The 16928-nt window shown below is 61.7% G+C and carries 17 protein-coding genes; 11 read left to right on the top strand and 6 right to left on the bottom strand.

What is annotated here, in order from left to right; genetic code table 11:
- Window positions 1-11 precede the first annotated feature (11 nt).
- Window positions 12-485: an OsmC family protein gene (locus ACT53S_RS06745; RefSeq protein WP_476066385.1), complete on the bottom strand. Its 474-nt coding sequence runs from the start codon at window positions 483-485 to the stop codon at window positions 12-14.
- Window positions 486-649: 164 nt separating this feature from the next.
- Between ACT53S_RS06745 and ACT53S_RS06740 the strand changes: the two genes are divergently transcribed.
- From ACT53S_RS06740 to ACT53S_RS06725, 4 genes are all read left to right on the top strand, one after another.
- Window positions 650-1231, top strand: a complete 582-nt coding sequence (locus ACT53S_RS06740) for a PadR family transcriptional regulator (protein ID WP_476066384.1) — start codon at window positions 650-652, stop codon at window positions 1229-1231.
- Window positions 1232-1233: 2 nt separating this feature from the next.
- A complete protein-coding gene (locus tag ACT53S_RS06735; RefSeq protein ID WP_113378466.1) occupies window positions 1234-1521 on the top strand; it encodes a DUF2218 domain-containing protein in 288 nt (95 codons plus the stop codon).
- Between the two features lie 197 nt (window positions 1522-1718).
- Window positions 1719-2882 carry a TMEM43 family protein gene (locus tag ACT53S_RS06730; protein WP_476066383.1) on the top strand — a complete coding sequence of 388 codons (1164 nt, stop codon included), beginning with the start codon at window positions 1719-1721 and terminating at the stop codon, window positions 2880-2882.
- A gap of 114 nt (window positions 2883-2996) precedes the next feature.
- Window positions 2997-3770 (top strand): SDR family NAD(P)-dependent oxidoreductase, encoded by a 774-nt coding sequence (locus ACT53S_RS06725; RefSeq protein ID WP_476066382.1) that lies wholly within the window; start codon window positions 2997-2999, stop codon window positions 3768-3770.
- A 21-nt stretch (window positions 3771-3791) separates the two neighbouring features.
- Here the strand turns inward: ACT53S_RS06725 and ACT53S_RS06720 are convergent, their stop codons facing one another.
- The 3 genes from ACT53S_RS06720 to ACT53S_RS06710 all read right to left on the bottom strand — a co-directional run bounded on the left by ACT53S_RS06720 (window position 3792) and on the right by ACT53S_RS06710 (window position 5812).
- Window positions 3792-4148, bottom strand: coding sequence for a PIN domain-containing protein (locus tag ACT53S_RS06720; RefSeq protein ID WP_476066381.1), 357 nt, complete (start codon window positions 4146-4148; stop codon window positions 3792-3794).
- Window positions 4149-4367, bottom strand: coding sequence for a ribbon-helix-helix protein, CopG family (locus ACT53S_RS06715; protein WP_113378470.1), 219 nt, complete (start codon window positions 4365-4367; stop codon window positions 4149-4151).
- Window positions 4368-4438: 71 nt separating this feature from the next.
- Window positions 4439-5812, bottom strand: coding sequence for an aspartate aminotransferase family protein (locus ACT53S_RS06710; protein ID WP_476066380.1), 1374 nt, complete (start codon window positions 5810-5812; stop codon window positions 4439-4441).
- Window positions 5813-6004: 192 nt separating this feature from the next.
- On the opposite strand from ACT53S_RS06710, the gene ACT53S_RS06705 reads away from it, so the two are divergent.
- The 5 genes from ACT53S_RS06705 (at window position 6005) to ACT53S_RS06685 (ending at window position 12926) form a co-directional block, all read left to right on the top strand.
- Window positions 6005-7363, top strand: a complete 1359-nt coding sequence (locus ACT53S_RS06705) for a glutamine synthetase family protein (RefSeq protein WP_476066379.1) — start codon at window positions 6005-6007, stop codon at window positions 7361-7363.
- A gap of 245 nt (window positions 7364-7608) precedes the next feature.
- On the top strand, window positions 7609-9210 hold the full coding sequence (locus tag ACT53S_RS06700) for a peptide ABC transporter substrate-binding protein (RefSeq protein WP_476066378.1): 1602 nt from the start codon (window positions 7609-7611) through the stop codon (window positions 9208-9210).
- 60 nt (window positions 9211-9270) lie between these two features.
- Window positions 9271-10194 (top strand): oligopeptide ABC transporter permease OppB, encoded by a 924-nt coding sequence (oppB, locus tag ACT53S_RS06695; RefSeq protein ID WP_113378473.1) that lies wholly within the window; start codon window positions 9271-9273, stop codon window positions 10192-10194.
- Window positions 10187-11320: an ABC transporter permease gene (locus tag ACT53S_RS06690; RefSeq protein WP_476066377.1), complete on the top strand. Its 1134-nt coding sequence runs from the start codon at window positions 10187-10189 to the stop codon at window positions 11318-11320. Before oppB ends, ACT53S_RS06690 begins: the two co-directional genes overlap by 8 nt.
- Before the next feature lies 1 nt (window position 11321).
- Entirely contained in the window at window positions 11322-12926 is a 1605-nt protein-coding gene (locus ACT53S_RS06685; RefSeq protein WP_476066376.1) for an ABC transporter ATP-binding protein, read from the top strand.
- Between the two features lie 51 nt (window positions 12927-12977).
- Here ACT53S_RS06685 and ACT53S_RS06680 read toward each other — a convergent pair whose 3' ends face one another.
- On the bottom strand, window positions 12978-13895 hold the full coding sequence (locus tag ACT53S_RS06680) for a diacylglycerol/lipid kinase family protein (protein WP_142069874.1): 918 nt from the start codon (window positions 13893-13895) through the stop codon (window positions 12978-12980).
- Between the two features lie 253 nt (window positions 13896-14148).
- Here ACT53S_RS06680 and ACT53S_RS06675 point away from each other — a divergent pair, with 253 nt between their 5' ends.
- Entirely contained in the window at window positions 14149-15366 is a 1218-nt protein-coding gene (locus tag ACT53S_RS06675) for an MFS transporter (protein WP_142069877.1), read from the top strand.
- Here the strand turns inward: ACT53S_RS06675 and ACT53S_RS06670 are convergent.
- Window positions 15355-15753: a winged helix-turn-helix transcriptional regulator gene (locus ACT53S_RS06670; protein ID WP_142069878.1), complete on the bottom strand. Its 399-nt coding sequence runs from the start codon at window positions 15751-15753 to the stop codon at window positions 15355-15357. The two genes, ACT53S_RS06675 and ACT53S_RS06670, sit on opposite strands and share 12 nt — an antisense overlap.
- Before the next feature lie 122 nt (window positions 15754-15875).
- Between ACT53S_RS06670 and ACT53S_RS06665 the strand changes: the two genes are divergently transcribed.
- A complete protein-coding gene (locus ACT53S_RS06665; protein WP_476066375.1) occupies window positions 15876-16898 on the top strand; it encodes a zinc-binding alcohol dehydrogenase family protein in 1023 nt (340 codons plus the stop codon).
- Window positions 16899-16928: the final 30 nt, after the last annotated feature.

Below are 16928 nucleotides of genomic sequence, written 5' to 3'. Positions count from 1 at the left end.
GATCGAGAGCATCACGCCTCTACGATCTCTGCCTCACACCGCACCGGGAAATTTACCGAATTGGCGATGAAGCATTTTTCGTGCGCATCCTCGTGCAACTCCAGAGCAAGCTCTGGATAGGTTCCCGCCTTGATAGTCACGCGCGGTTTCAGCACGATTTCCGTAAATCGGCCACCGCCATCCGCGTCCATCTGCATGGTGCCTTCGGCGCTGTCTTCATAAGCCGTGACGATCACGCCGGAGACCGCGCAGAAATGCAGGTACCAGAGCTTGTGACAGGCGCTGACCGAGGCGATCAGCAGTTCCTCCGGGTTCCAGCGTGCGGGGTCGCCGAGAAAATGGGGGTCGGCCGATCCGGGGATATCGGGCTTGCCGGGCGCTGCAATCCGATGATCCCGGCCATAGGCGCGGTAGGAGGATGTGCCGGTGCCGCGATCGCCCTGCCAGGTGACCGTCAGACGATATTCGTGGCGATGTTCCGACATTCCTGTCTCCGCAGAGGTATATTTGAGTCTCAAGCCGTGATGATAGGCCTGGAGCCCGCAATGTCCAATCCCAGGATCCAAAGAGAAAAGTTTGCTCCGCCTCTTGCGACGGACGCTTTAAGATATATCTTAGAGTCATCGAAACCGATTTAAGGAATTCTAAGATGAGACATCATCATTGTGACAGAGACCATGTCCAAGGCTTCAGGCATATGATGGCCATGGCCATGCGCGGCGGCCCGTTCGGCGGCCCGATGGGTGGCGGCCCGCGTGGACGGGGCGAACGGCGCCGGATGTTCGACGGCGGAGAACTGCGCCTCGTGCTGCTCAAATTGATCGGCGACCAGCCGCGCCACGGCTACGACCTGATCCGCGAAATCGAATCGCTGTCCGGCGGCGCCTATGCGCCCTCTCCCGGAGTCGTCTATCCGACCATGACCCTGCTCCTCGACATGGGTCTGGCGGAAGAACAGGCGAGCGAAGGCCCGCGCAAGCTCTTGGCCATCACAGAGGCCGGACAGGCACATCTGTCGGAACGCGCCGATGACGTCGCCGTTGCGATCGGTCGCCTCACCGCCCTCGCCCGTGTGAGCGAACGCACCGATGCAGGCCCGGTCCGGCGTGCCATGGGCAATCTGAAGCAGGCCCTTCACGACTGTCTGTCGCGCGAAGGCACGACACGCGATACCCAGTTGGAAGTCGCCCGCATTCTCGACGAAGCGGTCGGCAAGATCGAAAGGCTCTGAACATGGCAAAGGCAATTGCGGTCGTCCCGACCGAAAGCGGTTGGAAATATCTGCAGCAGCTTTGCAAACATTGGGCGCACAAGCTGGAGGTGGAACTCACCGAACAGAAGGGCGTGGTGACATTTGCCGAAGCCATCGCCGTGATGCGATCGGACGAGCGTGCACTCACCGTCGAAATCGAGGCGAACTCGCCCGAAGTGCTTGAGCGGATGAAGGGCGTGGTCTCAAGCCATCTCGACCGTTTCGCCTTTCGCGAGGCGCCGCTGCCCTTTGCATGGCAAGCTGTCTGATTGCGAGCGACGCCGATTTTCCAACCAGAAAACGTATCGATCGGTCAGTCTCCTACTGGAGATTGGCCGATCCGAGGGTTACGTAGCCATCTATGCTCGGCTTTGGCCAGTCTCCCCAATATAAGAACTTTCCCTATCGATGAAACTTGCTAGAACGCCGTCTTAATAGACACTGGCACGAAGCAATGGGGGTTGCCATGAATGTGGTGACAAAGACATCGACATCCTGGTTTTCACGTCTTGGCGGGGCGTTGACGGGCGCGTTATTTGGTTTCGTCCTTTTCATCGCGGCCATCGTCGCGTTGTTCTGGAATGAAGGACGCTCGGTCGCTACCTATAAATCGCTGGTCGAAGGCCAGTCGATCGTCGTCACCGCCGATGCATCGCGGATCGACCCGGCCCTCGAGGGCAAGCTGATCCACATCGAAAGCGATGTGAAGCCCGAGGGCGACGTCGTCGATGCTGAAACAGGGATCACCGCCTCCGGCGTCGTCGGGCTCAAGCGCACGGTCGAGATGTACCAGTGGGTCGAGGAAAAGAGCAGCAAGACCGAGAAGAAGCTCGGCGGCGGCGAAGAGACAGTCACGACCTACACCTATTCCAAGGAATGGAGCGAGGTCGCCCAGGACTCCTCGAAATTCCAGGAAACGACGGGTCACGAAAACCCCGATTTCTGGCTGTCCTCGCAGGAGACACTGGTCGAGAAGGCGCAACTCGGGGCCTTCAACGTCGAGGGCTCGCAGATTGCGTCAGTCGGCGCACGCGAAACGCTGCCGATCACCGACGAGACCGCCGCCGAAGCCTCCGATGCGCTGGGATATCCGGGCGAAGGCCGCGCCGTGATGCAGGCGCTGTATTTTGGCGCCAACGAGAAAGCGCCCGAAATCGGCGACACCAAGATCCGCTTCGAAAAGATCGTCCTGCCCGAAGTCAGCATCGTGGCCATGCAGCACGGCGACAGCCTCAAGGACTATACCACGCAGAACGGATACACCCTGTTCCTGCTGGCTTCGGGTCGCGAACCCGCCGCCAAGATGTTTGCCGACAGTCAGGCCGAAAATGTCGTGCTCACATGGGTCATCCGTGTCGCGGGCATTGTCGGTTTGTTCGTCGCCTTTGCATTGATCTTCCGGATCTTCAGCGTGATCGGCGACGTCGTCCCCTTCATCGGCTCCCTGATCGGCTTCGGCACGGGGCTCATCTCCTTCGTCCTGGCACTGGCCATCGGCGTGACCGTGATCGCGATCGGCTGGTTTGCTGTGCGGCCGCTGCTGTCGATCGGCCTGATCGTCGGCGTTGCCGCACTCGTCTTCGCCTATACGAGATATGTCCGCAAGCAACCGGGCGCGCCTGCGGCCTGAACAAGGCTCTTGCGGTCCTTCGCGGCGCAGACATCGTGAACGAACGCGCGGAGCGGCCTTGCCAAATGGTGGTGGGGCCGCTCTAAATTTGTCCGACAACAGGAGGACTTCGCCATGACCACACTCACCATCCCCGATCTCGCCGGCAAGGCCGTGCTCATCACGGGCGCATCGAGCGGCATCGGCGAGGCGCTGGCGCGCGCCTTCGCCGCCCAGGGGGCGCTGGTCGGCCTGCACTATAATTCGAATGCGGAGGCAGCCCACGCGATCGCCCGGGACATCGAGACCGCCGGTGGCAACGTCGTGCTGGTCAAGGCGGATGCAGCCTCGTCGGAGGCCATGGCCGAGGCCGTCGCTCATGTCGCGAAGACCTTCGGACGGCTGGACGGAGTGATCAACAATGCCGGCAGCATGATCGCCCGCGTGCTCTACGAGGACATGACGGACGCCCAATACGACAAGGTGATGGACGTCAATGCCCGCTCGGTTCTGTCGACGACCCAGGCCGCAATCGCCCACCTCAAGGTCCAAGGCGGCTTCGTGATCAACACGACCTCGGTCGCGGCCCGCACCGGCGGCACGGCAGGTTCGGGCGTCTACGGCTCGTCGAAAGCCTTCGTTGGCGCGGTCACCAAGGGCATGGCGCTGGAATTCGGCAAATACAATATCCGCGTCAACGCGGTGGCACCCGGCGTGATCACCACGCCGTTCCAGGACAAATACGCCCTGCCAGGCCAGCTCGACCAGGTGGCCGGCAGCGTGCCCCTGAAGCGCACCGGCACGCCACAGGATTGCGTCGGCGCCTATCTCTTCCTCGCGTCGGAAAGCCTGTCGGGCTACATCACGGGGCAGACGATCGACGTGAATGGCGGGCAGTTCATGCCGTGATGGCCCTGGGACGGCGGCACATCAAAGTTCGTAAGGTATGACGATATCGGGATGCTGACGCGGAAAGCCTCTGGCGTCGCGCGTCAGCAAGCTCAGCCCATTCACTTTGGCGGTGGCCCAGATCACTGCGTCCGGCAATTTGAGCCTATGAACCTTCCGTATGATAACGGCCTGCTCGGCAACGTCTTCGTCAAGGCCGATCAGTCCAAATCCTCTCAGAAAGTCTCGGGTAGCGTCAGTCAGAGTGGCGGGTGTGCCGACCATGACTTCCATCCAGGTTATGATACTGATTGCCCGCTGTGGATAATCGCTCAGCACGTGCCGTGCGGCTGAAACGCCCTTCAGCACGTCGATCACGATATTCGTGTCGAAAAGCATTCACCATTCGGCACGAAGTTTACGCTGAATGACGAGGCCGTCTTCGGCCTCGGATCCCGCCCATAGTCCGAAACCGTTCAGGACAACATCATCCTTGTGTCGGTCCAGCAGGTTACCCACGGCTTCCCTGATTAATGAAGCACGCGAGACCTGTTTTTCGGCAGCGATCCTGTCCAAGGCTTCAATGTCAGCGTCTGGAATGTCCACCAATGTGCGCATGCCATCCTCCGAGTGATATCGCTCATATATATCACCATACGGCGGAGCGTACCAGAGATGGACCGCCAGCCTCAGCCCTCGCCTCTGTTATCCTTCAGCCAGTCCAGCCCTGCCCGCAGCGTATCGACCGCCTGGTCGATCTCGGTGCGTGAGATGATCAGCGGCGGGGAGAAGAGCATGCGGTCGCCGGTGGCGCGGAGCACGACGCCTGCGTCGACGCACTGGTTGCGCACGGCAGTGCCGGTATCGTCCGGCTTCTTGAAGCGGCGGCGGGTGGCCTTGTCGGCGGTGATCTGGACGGCACCCATCAGGCCGACGCTGACGGCTTCGCCGACGAGCTCGTGGTCGGTCAGCGAGGCCAATGCCTGGGCGAGATAGGGGCCCGTGTCGTCGCGGACGCGCTCGACTAGGCCTTCTTCCTCGATGATGCGGATATTTTCAAGGGCTGCGGCAGCGGCCACCGGGTGACCGGAATAGGTGTAGCCGTGGTAGAAGTCGCCGAGCTCGTTGACCATGACTTCCGCCACGCGGTCGGAGACGAGAACGCCACCGATCGGCAGATACCCGGAGGAGAGCCCCTTGGCGATCGGCGCGAGGTCCGGCTCGAAATCATAGTACTGGTGACCGAACCAGGTGCCAAGGCGACCGAAGCCGGAGATGACTTCGTCGGCCACCAGTAGGATCTGGTATTTGGCGCAGATGCGCTTGATCTCCGGCCAGTAGGTGGACGGCGGGACGATGACGCCACCGGCGCCCTGGATCGGCTCGGCAACGAAGGCTGCGACATTTTCCTCGCCGAGTTCGAGGATCTTTTCCTCGAGTTCGCGAGCGACCTTGATGCCAAAATCTTCCGGCGAGAGATCACCACCCTCGGCATACCAATAGGGCTGGTTGATGTGGTGGATGCCCTCGATCGGCAAGTTGCCCTGCTCATGCATCCACTTCATGCCGCCAAGCGAAGCGCCGGCCACCGTCGAGCCATGGTAGGCATTCTTGCGGGCGATGACCTGCGTCTTGGTCTCGTGACCCAGCGCCTTCCAGTAGACGCGCGCCATGCGGAACCAGGTGTCGGAGGCTTCCGAGCCGGAATTGGAGAAGAAGACCCGGTTGATCTTCGGGCCGGTCTTTTCGGCAATCTTCTGGGCGAGCAGGGTGGTCGGCGGGGTCGTGGTGCCGAAGAAGGTGTTGTAATAGGGCAGTTCCAGCATCTGGGCATAGGCGGCATCTGCGATCGACTTTCGGCCGTAGCCGACATTCACGCACCAGAGGCCGGCAAAGGCATCGAGATACTGCTTGCCGGTCGCGTCCCAGATATGCACGCCATCCGCCCGGGTGATGATCTTGGTGCCGGCGGCGTTCAGCTTCTTCATGTCCGAAAAAGGATGAAGATGGTGGGCAGCATCGATGGCACCGAGGTTGGAGACGGCGGTAAGCGGCTTGTTCATGGGTCGGATCCTTGGTCGGGGCGATAGCGCTCGGCGTGACGGCCAAACATGGTCGGTGTGCCCAGCTTACCCCGCATTGAAAGGCGGAACATTATCGGCTACGACCATGACGATCCAAAACGCGTTTGGCAAGGCACCGATTGCCGCGTTCCTCCGGCCAAATTCGCCCTGAAAGCCAGCGAGAGTTTTTCCATGACAGCATCGACCGAGGCCGCCCATCAGACCGCAGCCGATCCTTCCGCGCGTATCGAGGTGCTGCTCGTCGGCATGAACGGCGACCTGCGCGGGAAGATGATTCCGCTGAAGGCCGAGGACAAGGTTTGGAAAAACACGGTGCGCCTGCCCGCCTCGACGCAATCGCTCGACATCTGGGGCGACGACAATGACGACATCACCAAGATCTCGCTGACGCTGGGGGATCCGGACGGGATCTGTACCCCGGACAAGAACTCGCTCACCACCTTGCCCTGGGGTCCCGCCGGTTCCAAGCAGGTGCTTGCCACCATGCACACGCTTGAGGGAGAGCCGCATTACGTCTGCCCGCGCGCCATCCTCGCAAACGTCCTGAAACGCTTCGAGGAGAAGGGTCTGACGCCTGTTGTCGCGACCGAACTCGAATTCTACGTGATGGAGCCGGATTTCCGCGAAACCGGCGTGCCCATGCCGCCGAAGGCGCTCGTGATGAACGGCGAGGTCGAGGGCTACCAGCTCTATGACATGCGCGCGACCGCTGCGATGGAAGACTTCCTCGAGACCGTGCGCGAATATTGCGATCACATGGGCCTGCCGGCCGATGCGACGACGGCCGAATTCGGCCCCGGCCAGTTCGAAGTTAACCTCTTGCACAAACCGAATGCGATTTCGGCCGCCGACGACTGCATCTATCTGAAGCGCGTCGTCGACTTCGCCGCGCGCCGCCACGGCTTCAAGTCGACCTGCATGGCCAAACCCTATGGTGATCACGCCGGTTCGGGCCTGCACGTGCATGCCTCGATCATCGACAAGGATGGGAAGAACATCCTCGACGCCAAGGGCGGCGATCCGGTGAAGCTGAAATCGATTACCGCCGGCATGCTGAAGAGCATGCAGGATGCCCAGCTGATCTTCGCCCCCTTTGCCAATTCCTATCGCCGCTTCCAGCCAGGTTCGTTTGCACCCGACAAGATCGACTGGGGTTTCGGCAATCGTGGCACCGCGATCCGCATCCCGGACAAGGATGGCCCCGCCGCCCGCATCGAACACCGCGTGGCCGGTGCGGACGCCAATCCGCATCTGCTGCTCGCCGCCATCCTCGGCGGCATCCTGCTCGGCCTGGAAGAAGACCTCGATCCGGGTCCGGTCACGACGCCGGACAGCGCACCCGAAAACCCGGATATGCTCACTTACGACTTCCTGACCGCCGTCGAGCGTTTCCGCGCATCCGCCTTCATCAAGGACATCTTCGGCGCCGAATACCAGCGCATCTATGGCGATACCAAACGCAAGGAAGCCATGGCCTATCTGCGCACCGTGTCGAGCTTCGACTACCAGACCTATCTGCCGCGGATTTGACGCCTAAACTATATCTCTCATGCCATCGCGGGCGGTGCATCAGCGCCGCCCGTCGCATTTGGACGATAAAATGGCGCGCTAATATTCTTTCGTCATAATGTCGTCACACGAAATCTTCGAACCAAGTCACAGGGTTACAATACAAAACCACCCGAATTTTGGGGTAGCGCCGTACGATAAGACTTGCCACCGCGAAATGAATGCTCTTCTCTCCCGTTTCCGTAAACGTAACTGGGAGAACAGTCATGACAATCCAGACCCGCCGACTTCTCGGCACGGCCCTGCTGCTCGGATCGCTGCTGACCGGTGCCAGCCAGGCGCTGGCCGAAGCGGTGCTCCATCGTGGCAATGCCGGCGAGCCGCAGACGCTCGACTACGCCCATATCTCGATCGACATCGAAGGCTTCGTCGTCCGCGACATGTTCGAGGGCCTGACCATATTCAACGCCAAGGGTGAAGTGGTTCCGGGGTCTGCCGAAAGCTGGACGGTGTCCGACGACAACCTGACCTATACTTTCAAGATCCGCGAAAACGCCAACTGGTCCGACGGAACGCCGGTGACCGCCGAAGACTTCGTCTTCTCGATGCGCCGCCTGGAAGATCCGAAGACCGCAGCCGAGTATGCCGGCATCCTCTACCCGATCAAGAACGCCGAAAAGGTGAACAAGGGCGAAGTCCCGGTCGATCAGCTCGGCATCAAGGCCGTCGATGCCAAGACCGTCGAGATCACGCTTGAGCGTCCGACCCCGTTCTTCCTGCAGCTTCTTGCCCACTACACCGCGTTGCCGATCAGCAAGGCCAACTTCGAGAAGTTCGGCGACCAGTTCGTGAAGCCCGGCAACATGGTGTCCAACGGCGCCTTCAAGCTTGAAGCACACGTGCCGAACGATACCCTGACCGTCGTCAAGAACGACAAGTACTGGGATGCCGCCAACGTCAAGCTCGACAAGGTCATCTTCTACCCGATCGACGACGATGCCGCTTCTGTCCGTCGCTTCGAGGCCAAGGAAATGGACCTCGTCTACAACTTCTCCGCAGACCAGATCAAACGCCTGCGCGAAACCTATAACGACCAGGTCCACGTGACCCCGTCGCTCGCCACCTACTACTACGTCTTCGACAACCGCGAGCCGCCATACAACGACGTCAACGTCCGCCGCGCGCTCTCCATGGCCGTCGACCGCGACTTCCTTGCCCAGGAAATCTATGCCGGCGCCCAGCTTCCGGCCTACAACCTCGTGCCCCCGGGCATGCCGGGTTATGGCGACGGACCGGTTCCGGATTTCGCCTCGATGTCGCAGATCGACCGCGAAGACAAGGCCGTCGAGCTGATGAAGGCTGCCGGTTACGGTGAAGGCGGCAAGCCGCTCGAAATCGAGATCCGCTACAACACCAACGCCAACCACGAACGCGTCGCAACCGCCGTCGCCGACATGTGGAAGAACACGTTCGGCGCCAAGGTGTCGCTGGTGAACCTCGATGTGGCCTCGCACTACGCCTATCTGCAGGAAGGCGGCAAGTTCAACGTCGCCCGCGCCGCCTGGTCGGCGGATTACGGCGATCCGGAAAACTTTCTGGCGCTGAACGTCAGCACCAACACCACGTTCAACTACGGAAAGTACAAGAGCGAAGAATACGACGCGCTGATGAAGCAGTCCTATGAGGAGCAGGATCCGGCCAAGCGCATGGAAATCCTGAAGAAGGCTGAAACCGTCCTCAACAACGACCAGCCGATCGCGCCCTTCATGAACTCGGCCAACCTGTGGCTGGTCTCGTCGCGCGTCTCCGGCTGGGAAGACAATGCGGTGAACGAGCACCTGTCCAAGTTCCTCAGCGTTTCCGAATAACGAACAAAAGGGATCGGCGCGCGGCAGCATGATGGCTGTCGCGCGCCGGCTTTTATCACCATGATCTCATTCGTCCTGCGCCGGCTCATGAGCGCCGTGCCCACCGTGTTCGTCGTCGTGACGATCTCGTTCTTCCTGATGCGCTTCGCGCCTGGTGGTCCGTTCAGCCTCGAACGTCCGCTCCCGCCGCAGACCATGGCCAATGTCATGGAAACGTACAAGCTCAACGACCCGCTCTGGAGCCAGTACCTGCATTATCTCGGCAATGCCTTTAAGGGCGATTTCGGCCCGAGCTTCATCTACAAGGACAACACGGTCGCCGAACTCATCGGCAAGGCCCTGCCCTATTCCGTCGAGCTCGGCCTCTACGCGATCCTGATCGCGCTGATCGGTGGCGTCATTCTCGGCACGATCGCGGCGCTTCGCCAGAACAGCGCGCTGGACTTCGGCCTGATGGCCTTCGCGACCATCGGCGTCACGGTGCCGAACTTCGTCGTCGGACCTGTGCTTACCCTGATTTTCGCCGTCATGCTCTCCTGGCTGCCAGCCGGCGGTTGGGGCAATGGGGGCTTCCAGAACCTGATCCTGCCGATGACGGCGCTGGCGCTGCCGCAGCTTGCCGTCTTTGCCCGCCTCACGCGCGGCTCGATGATCGAAGCCCTAAACGGCGACCACATCCGCACGGCGCGCGCCTATGGCCTGCCGCCGCGCGTCGTGGTCATCACGCACGCCCTGCGCGGCGCGATGCTGCCGGTCGTTTCCTATCTCGCACCGTGTGCTGCAGCCCTGCTCACCGGCTCTGCCGTGGTCGAGAGCATCTTCACCATTCCCGGTGTCGGTCGCTATTTCGTGCTCGGCGCGCTCAATCGCGATTATCCCCTCGTCATGGGCACCGTCATTCTCGTCGCCGTGTTCGTGATCTTCTTCAACCTCCTGGTCGACATCGCCTACGGCCTGCTTGATCCGAGGGTCCGCAATGACTGATACTTCCGCAACCCAGGGCCTTGCCCCCGCCGAAGTGGCCGGCCGCAGCCTGACCCAGCTCGCCATGATGCGCTTCAAGCGCAACAAGGCGGCCATGGGCGGCTGCATCATGCTGGCGCTGATCGTGCTCTTCTCGTTCGCCGGTCCGTTCTTCGTGCCGCACACCTATGACCAGGTCTTTGCCTCCTACGTCACCGTGCCGCCGAGCCTTGAGCCGCGTCCGGATCCGGAATCGCTGCAGGAAGTGGCCGAAGGCATTGCCAAGCGCGCGCGCGTCGAGCTCAAAAGCCTGGAAGTCGCCGATGGCGGGTTTACCGCCGTCCTGACAGCCTCCAAGCCGATCGACCCGCGCACGATCCGCTATTTCGACCGGACGAATGAGTTCAAGGAGACGACGATCCAGGAGACCAGCGCCGACGGCTTGCAGGTCACCGTCACCGGGAAGGTCGACCAGGTCACCTTCCCCTTCGGCACCGATACCAATGGTCGTGACCTTCTCGTCCGCGTCATGCTCGGCGGGCAGATCTCGATTGCCGTGGGCCTGGCCGCGAGCCTCGTCTCGCTCGGCATCGGCGTCATCTACGGCGCGACCTCGGGCTATCTCGGCGGCCGCATCGACAACGTGATGATGCGTTTCGTCGAAATCCTCTATTCGCTGCCCTTCGTTTTCCTCGTCGTCGTGCTCGTGGTCTTCTTCGGACGATCGGTCATACTGATCTTCGTGGTGATCGGGGCGGTGCAATGGCTGGAAATGGCCCGCATCGTGCGCGGCCAGACGCTCTCGCTCAAACGTCGCGAATTCGTCGGCGCGGCGGAGGCGCTCGGCCTCACCGACTGGCAGATCATCCGCCGGCACATCATCCCGAACACGATCGGCCCCGTCATCGTCTTCGTGACCGTCGTCGTGCCGCAAGTCATCCTGACCGAGAGCTTCCTGTCCTTCCTCGGCCTCGGCGTCCAGGCGCCGCTTGCGAGCTGGGGCACGCTGATTTCGGAAGGCACGAAGAACATGCAGAGCGCACCTTGGCTCCTGATCTTCCCGGCGATCTTCTTCGTCGCGACGTTGTTTGCCCTCAATTTCGTCGGCGACGGCCTGCGCGACGCGCTCGACCCGAAGGATCGCTGAGATGGAGACGAACCAGATGACACCGGTCCTCACCGTCAACGACCTCAAGGTCACTTTCCAGACGCCCGACGGTACCGTCGAAGCGGTCAAGGGCATCAGCTTCGACGTGAAGAAGGGTGAAACGCTCGCCATCGTCGGCGAGTCGGGTTCCGGCAAGAGCCAGACGATGATGGGCATCATGGGCCTGCTCGCGAAGAACGGCAGCGTCACCGGCGAGGCGCTCTATGGCGGCACCAACCTGGTCGGCCAGCCGCTCTCGACGCTCAACACGGTGCGCGGCTCCAAGATCACCATGATCTTCCAGGAGCCGATGACCTCGCTCGATCCGCTTTACAGGATCGGCCGGCAGATCGCCGAACCGCTGATCCACCATCGCGGATTGAGCAAGAGTGCGGCGCGCGCCCGCGTTCTGGAACTCCTGAAACTCGTCGGCATTCCGGACCCGGAACGCCGCATCGACAGCTACCCGCATGAAATGTCCGGCGGCCAGCGCCAGCGCGTGATGATTGCCATGGCACTTGCCAACGAACCCGACGTGCTGATTGCGGACGAGCCGACGACGGCCCTCGACGTCACCATCCAGGCGCAGATCCTGACGCTGCTCGCCGAGCTGCAAAAGCGGTTCGGCATGGCGATCGTGTTGATCACCCATGACCTCGGCGTGGTCAAACACGTCGCCGACCGCGTCGCCGTCATGCGCAAGGGCGAGATCGTCGAACAGGGCACGCGCGACGAAATCTTCGGCAATGCGCAGCACGACTACACCAAGATGCTGCTCGCCGCCGAACCATCAGGCACCAAGGCGCCGCCGCCTGAAAATGCGCCGATGGTGCTGGAGGGCCGCAACGTCACCGTCGATTTCGACATCGGTGGCGGCGGGTTGTTCGGCAAGGCACGCACCTTCCGCGCCGTCGACCAGGTCAGCATTCGGCTTCGCCAGGGCCAGACGATCGGCATCGTCGGGGAATCCGGTTCAGGCAAATCGACGCTCGGCCGTGCTCTTCTCAAACTTCTGCAGGCCGATGGCGCTTTCCGTTTCGGCACGAACGACATCTCGGGCCTCGACAGGGCCGGCATGCGCCCCTTCCGCAAGCAGATGCAGCTCGTCTTCCAGGATCCCTATGGTTCGCTCTCGCCCCGCCAGACGGTCGGCGAGATCATCACCGAAGGGCTCTACGTGCATGAGCCTCAGCTTTCCCGCGCCGAACGCGACCAGCGGGCGATCGCGGCCCTCAAAGAAGTCGGCCTCGATCCGGCGGCGCGCAACCGCTATCCGCACGAGTTTTCCGGTGGCCAGCGGCAGCGCATCGCAATCGCCCGCTCGATCATCCTGAAGCCGAAGGTGGTCATCCTCGACGAGCCGACTTCGGCGCTCGACCGCTCGGTGCAGCGTCAGGTGATCGAACTCTTGCGCGACCTGCAGGACCGCTACGGCCTGTCCTACGTCTTCATCAGCCATGACCTCTCCGTCATCCGGGCGATGTCGGACCATGTGGTGGTGATGAAGAACGGCAAGATCGTCGAACAAGGCGATACCGAGGCGATCTTCGACCATCCGGTGGAAGACTATACCAAGGCGCTGATTGCCGCCGCCTTCACCCACTGAGGCGGGCAAAAACTGAATCAGGAACGGCGCCTCATCCGGCGCCGTTTTCTTTTACGCCGCCGACTGAGGTGGCGGCACCAGCACCTTCAGCTCACCGGGATGGATCTTCAGCTCGACATCGGCCGGCATGCGCAACAGTTCGCCATCGAGCACGCAGGCCGCCCCCTTGCGATGCTTGGGGAAATGCAGACGGACCGTCCGGGCGGTCGAAGCCGTCACCGCCTCGTTCTCCTTGAACTTACCCCGCAGAATGTCGAAGGCCAGCTTTCCGACACCCGTCGGTTCCAGTGGGTCGGCGAGGTAAACGCCGAGCTCACCCGTATCGACGCGATCGGCGAAGAAGAGCGAATTGTTGCCGAGCGGATTGTTGGAGACCGAGATGGCCGAGACCGGGCGCTCGTCGCTGCGGCCGTCGCCGTCGATGTCGAAGATGACCTCAAAACGGGGCGGATCAAGCATCACGCCGAAGGCGGCACTGGTGCTCGCCCTGATTTTGCCGAGCCGTGAAGCGAAGTTCATCTGGTTGCGCATGCGCACCATGCGGGCATGCAGACCGGCAGAGAACTGGTGGACGAAGGGGCGGCCGTTGGCGGTGGCGATATCGACCGAGGCCACCTCGCCTGCCGCCAACACGTCCACCACCTTCCAGATATCCAGTGGCAGCTTCAGGGAGCGGGCAAAGAGGTTCATCGTGCCTGCCGGAACGACACCGAGCGGAAGGCCAGCTTTCCAGGCGATTCCGGCTGCGGCCGAAATGGTGCCATCACCGCCCCCGGCAATGACCGCATCGACGCCTGATGTCGCGACCGCCGTCTGCAGCGCCTCGACAATCTCGTCGCCGGCCACAACATCACAGACCAGTTCGTGCCCCTTCGCAGCAAAGGCGCGGGTCGCGCTTTCACAATAGGACTGCATGTCGGTGGTCTTGAACGTGCCACCGTCGCGATTGAGTACCGCCTTGATCTTCATCTCGCCCTTTCAACGGCCCCAGCGGGCCAAAGCTCAAAACGTGCCGTGCGCTCAAAAGTTTCGGCATATGTCTGCAGATCGATAGAGCGCGAGCAATTTTCAAGGTCGCGGGCAAAAGCCTTTGCCGCAGCGCACACAGATATGATAAACAACAATTCTTCTTCCCAGCAGCCTGACGGCTTTCCTTTTCATCCCGGCTTTTCCGGAAGCGCATTTGCGCCGCGCGATGTCAGCGCGGTCCCATGGTGTTTTGATGACCGATATCGCTCCTTCCCTTCCTTCGAAGATTCAACTGCCTGCGGCGTTGAACCCGACGACGATCGCGCTGATCGAACTTGCTCTGGCTGCCGGCGGGTTCGGGATCGGCACCGGGGAATTTGTCATCATGGGCCTTCTGCCGGAGGTGGCGCAGACCTATGGCGTGACCGTTCCGCAGGCCGGTCACGTGATCAGCGCCTACGCGCTCGGCGTCGTCATCGGTGCACCAATCATCGCTGCACTCGCGGCCAAACTGCCGCGCAAGACGTTGCTTCTGCTGTTGATGGGCCTCTTTGCCATCGGCAATTTCGCCAGTGCGCTGGCCACCGAATTCTCCAGCTTGACGCTGCTGCGCTTCATCACGGGGCTGCCACACGGCGCTTATTTCGGCGTTGCGGCCCTGGTTGCGGCCTCCATGGCACCGCCGAACCGGCGCGTCAGGGCCGTGGGGCGCGTGATGCTCGGTCTCACGATCGCAACGCTCGTCGGCACGCCGATTGCAACCTTTCTCGGACAGTTGATGAGCTGGCGGGCAGCCTTTCTGATGGTGGCCGTGATCGGCGCGATCACCGTGGCCCTGATCGCGCTCTACCTGCCGAAGGACGAGGTGGCCGAAGGCGCCAGCATCCGCCGTGAGCTGTCAGCCTTCGGTCGGCTGCAGGTCTGGCTCTCGTTCGGCGTGGCAGCGGTCGGCTTTGGCGGCATGTTCGCCATCTTCAGCTATATCGCCAAGACCGTGACGGATACCGCCGGCCTGCCGGCGAGCATGGTGGCCGTGGTGCTGGCGCTCTTCGGCATCGGCATGAATGTCGGCAACGTGGTCGGCAGCCGAATGGCTGATTACTCGCTGAAGGGCACGATCGGCGGTATGCTCGCCTTCAACATCGCCTTGATGGCCGTCTTCTCGCTGACGGCTCACAACCCCGTCATGCTCTGCATCTGCGTCTTCCTCACGGGCTGTGGCTTTGCCGCCTGCCCGGCCGTGCAGACCCGCATCATGGACGTGGCGGCCGACGCCCAGACGCTCGCGGCGGCGACCAACCATTCCGCCTTCAACATCGCCAATGCGCTCGGCGCATGGCTCGGCGGCATCGTCATTTCCGCGGGTTATGGCTACGGTGCCACCGGTTACGTCGGCTCGGTGCTTTCGGCCTTCGGCCTGGTCATCTTCCTGATTTCCGTTGCGATCGAGAAGAAGACGTCACGCGGCTGAGGCGGTCTCCTCGATCGTCGCGGGCTCGATCACGCGGCGCTGACCGTCCTTGCATTCCACGTGCCGGCTGCCCCACTGCTCGAGCATCATGACGACAGGGCGCAAACTCTGGCCGAGCGGGGTCAGCGCATAGTCGACGCGCGGCGGGACCACAGGATAGATGGTGCGGGTGAGAAGCCCTTGCTCCTCCAGTTCACGCAACTGCTTGGTCAGCATGCGCTGCGTGACCGCCTGCAGCCGGCGGCGCAGTTCGCTGAAACGCAGCGTGCCATCCGTCAGCAGGTGATAGAGGATCACACCCTTCCATTTCCCGTCCAGAAAGCTGAGCGTGGTTTCGACCGGGCAACCCGGAAAATTGTTCGTCATCTTGGCGCGGGGGCGCGACATGGTGGGTATCCTTTTTATACTGAGGCTCCATTTGGTGCCTACAAACAAAAAAAGTGCATTCTTGCGGAATTCAAATCTATGCTCTTAATGGGCGGCGTGCAAACACCAAACAGGAGCTTCCCATGCGCGCCATCGGTTTTCACCACCCCCTGCCCATCACCTCTGACGCGGCACTCGTCGATCTTCACCTGCCCCAGCCGGTTGCGACCGGTCACGACATTCTGGTCCGGATCGAGGCCGTCTCGGTCAACCCCGTTGACACCAAGGTTCGCGCCGGTTTTACGCCTTTGGCCGGCGATGCGCGCATCCTCGGCTACGACGCCGCCGGCGTGGTGACGGCTGTCGGCACCGACGTGACGCAGTTCAAGCCAGGTGACGAAGTCTACTACGCCGGCGCGATCAATCGGCCCGGCACCAATGCCGAATACCATCTCGTCGACGAGCGTATCGTTGCCCTCAAGCCGAAGACATTGAGCTTTGCCGAAGCCGCCGCGCTGCCATTGACCGCAATCACGGCATACGAGGCGCTATTCCACCGCATCAGGGTGCAAGAGCGGGTTGTCGGCGCCGAGCGGGCGATCCTCATTACCGGCGGCGCCGGCGGCGTTGGGTCGATCGCCATTCAGCTTGCAAAGCAGTTGACGAATCTGACCGTCATTGCCACCGCTTCCCGACAAGAAACTGCGAATTGGGCACGGTCTCTCGGTGCCGATCACGTGATCGACCACAGCAGACCGCTTGCCGAGGAATATGCAGCATTGGGGATAGGCGCACCGGGCTTCATCTTCTCGGTAACCCATTCCACCCAGCATCGCCTTGCGCTGGCCGAGATCATCGCGCCGTCCGGACGCATTTGCCTGATCGACGATTTCGCAGATGGTTTCGACATCATGGCCTTCAAACCGAAGGCGGTGTCATTGCATTGGGAGATGATGTTCTCGCGGCCGATGTTTCAGACGGCCGACATGATCGAGCAGCACAGACTGCTTACCCATGTCGCCGACCTCATCGATGCCGGCAAAGTGCGTACAACGCTTGACGCCACCCTGGGACAGATCACCGCGAAAAACCTGCGCGAGGCGCATCGGATCATCGAAAGCGAGCGGGCGCGTGGTAAGATCGTGCTCGAGGGATTTCCGGTCTAGGCCGACTTCGGGGCCGCCTTCAATCGGCGG

This window comes from Allorhizobium sp. DMC15 (genome assembly GCF_056314065.1).
Note: the sequence above shows the minus strand (reverse complement) of the source record. Positions and strands in the feature narration are given on the sequence as shown.

Excerpts from the sequence above, each read along its gene's own strand:
- ACT53S_RS06745 (WP_476066385.1), bottom strand. The coding sequence starts at position 485 with ATGTCGGAACATCGCCACGAATATCGTCTGACGGTCACCTGGCAGGGC.
- ACT53S_RS06740 (WP_476066384.1), top strand. The coding sequence starts at position 650 with ATGAGACATCATCATTGTGACAGAGACCATGTCCAAGGCTTCAGGCAT.
- ACT53S_RS06680 (WP_142069874.1), bottom strand. The coding sequence starts at position 13,895 with ATGAAGATCAAGGCGGTACTCAATCGCGACGGTGGCACGTTCAAGACC.
- ACT53S_RS06685 (WP_476066376.1), top strand. The coding sequence starts at position 11,322 with ATGGAGACGAACCAGATGACACCGGTCCTCACCGTCAACGACCTCAAG.
- ACT53S_RS06700 (WP_476066378.1), top strand. The coding sequence starts at position 7,609 with ATGACAATCCAGACCCGCCGACTTCTCGGCACGGCCCTGCTGCTCGGA.
- ACT53S_RS06690 (WP_476066377.1), top strand. The coding sequence starts at position 10,187 with ATGACTGATACTTCCGCAACCCAGGGCCTTGCCCCCGCCGAAGTGGCC.
- ACT53S_RS06735 (WP_113378466.1), top strand. The coding sequence starts at position 1,234 with ATGGCAAAGGCAATTGCGGTCGTCCCGACCGAAAGCGGTTGGAAATAT.
- ACT53S_RS06725 (WP_476066382.1), top strand. The coding sequence starts at position 2,997 with ATGACCACACTCACCATCCCCGATCTCGCCGGCAAGGCCGTGCTCATC.
- ACT53S_RS06705 (WP_476066379.1), top strand. The coding sequence starts at position 6,005 with ATGACAGCATCGACCGAGGCCGCCCATCAGACCGCAGCCGATCCTTCC.
- ACT53S_RS06670 (WP_142069878.1), bottom strand. The coding sequence starts at position 15,753 with ATGTCGCGCCCCCGCGCCAAGATGACGAACAATTTTCCGGGTTGCCCG.
- ACT53S_RS06720 (WP_476066381.1), bottom strand. The coding sequence starts at position 4,148 with ATGCTTTTCGACACGAATATCGTGATCGACGTGCTGAAGGGCGTTTCA.
- ACT53S_RS06730 (WP_476066383.1), top strand. The coding sequence starts at position 1,719 with ATGAATGTGGTGACAAAGACATCGACATCCTGGTTTTCACGTCTTGGC.
- oppB (WP_113378473.1), top strand. The coding sequence starts at position 9,271 with ATGATCTCATTCGTCCTGCGCCGGCTCATGAGCGCCGTGCCCACCGTG.
- ACT53S_RS06675 (WP_142069877.1), top strand. The coding sequence starts at position 14,149 with ATGACCGATATCGCTCCTTCCCTTCCTTCGAAGATTCAACTGCCTGCG.
- ACT53S_RS06715 (WP_113378470.1), bottom strand. The coding sequence starts at position 4,367 with ATGCGCACATTGGTGGACATTCCAGACGCTGACATTGAAGCCTTGGAC.
- ACT53S_RS06665 (WP_476066375.1), top strand. The coding sequence starts at position 15,876 with ATGCGCGCCATCGGTTTTCACCACCCCCTGCCCATCACCTCTGACGCG.
- ACT53S_RS06710 (WP_476066380.1), bottom strand. The coding sequence starts at position 5,812 with ATGAACAAGCCGCTTACCGCCGTCTCCAACCTCGGTGCCATCGATGCT.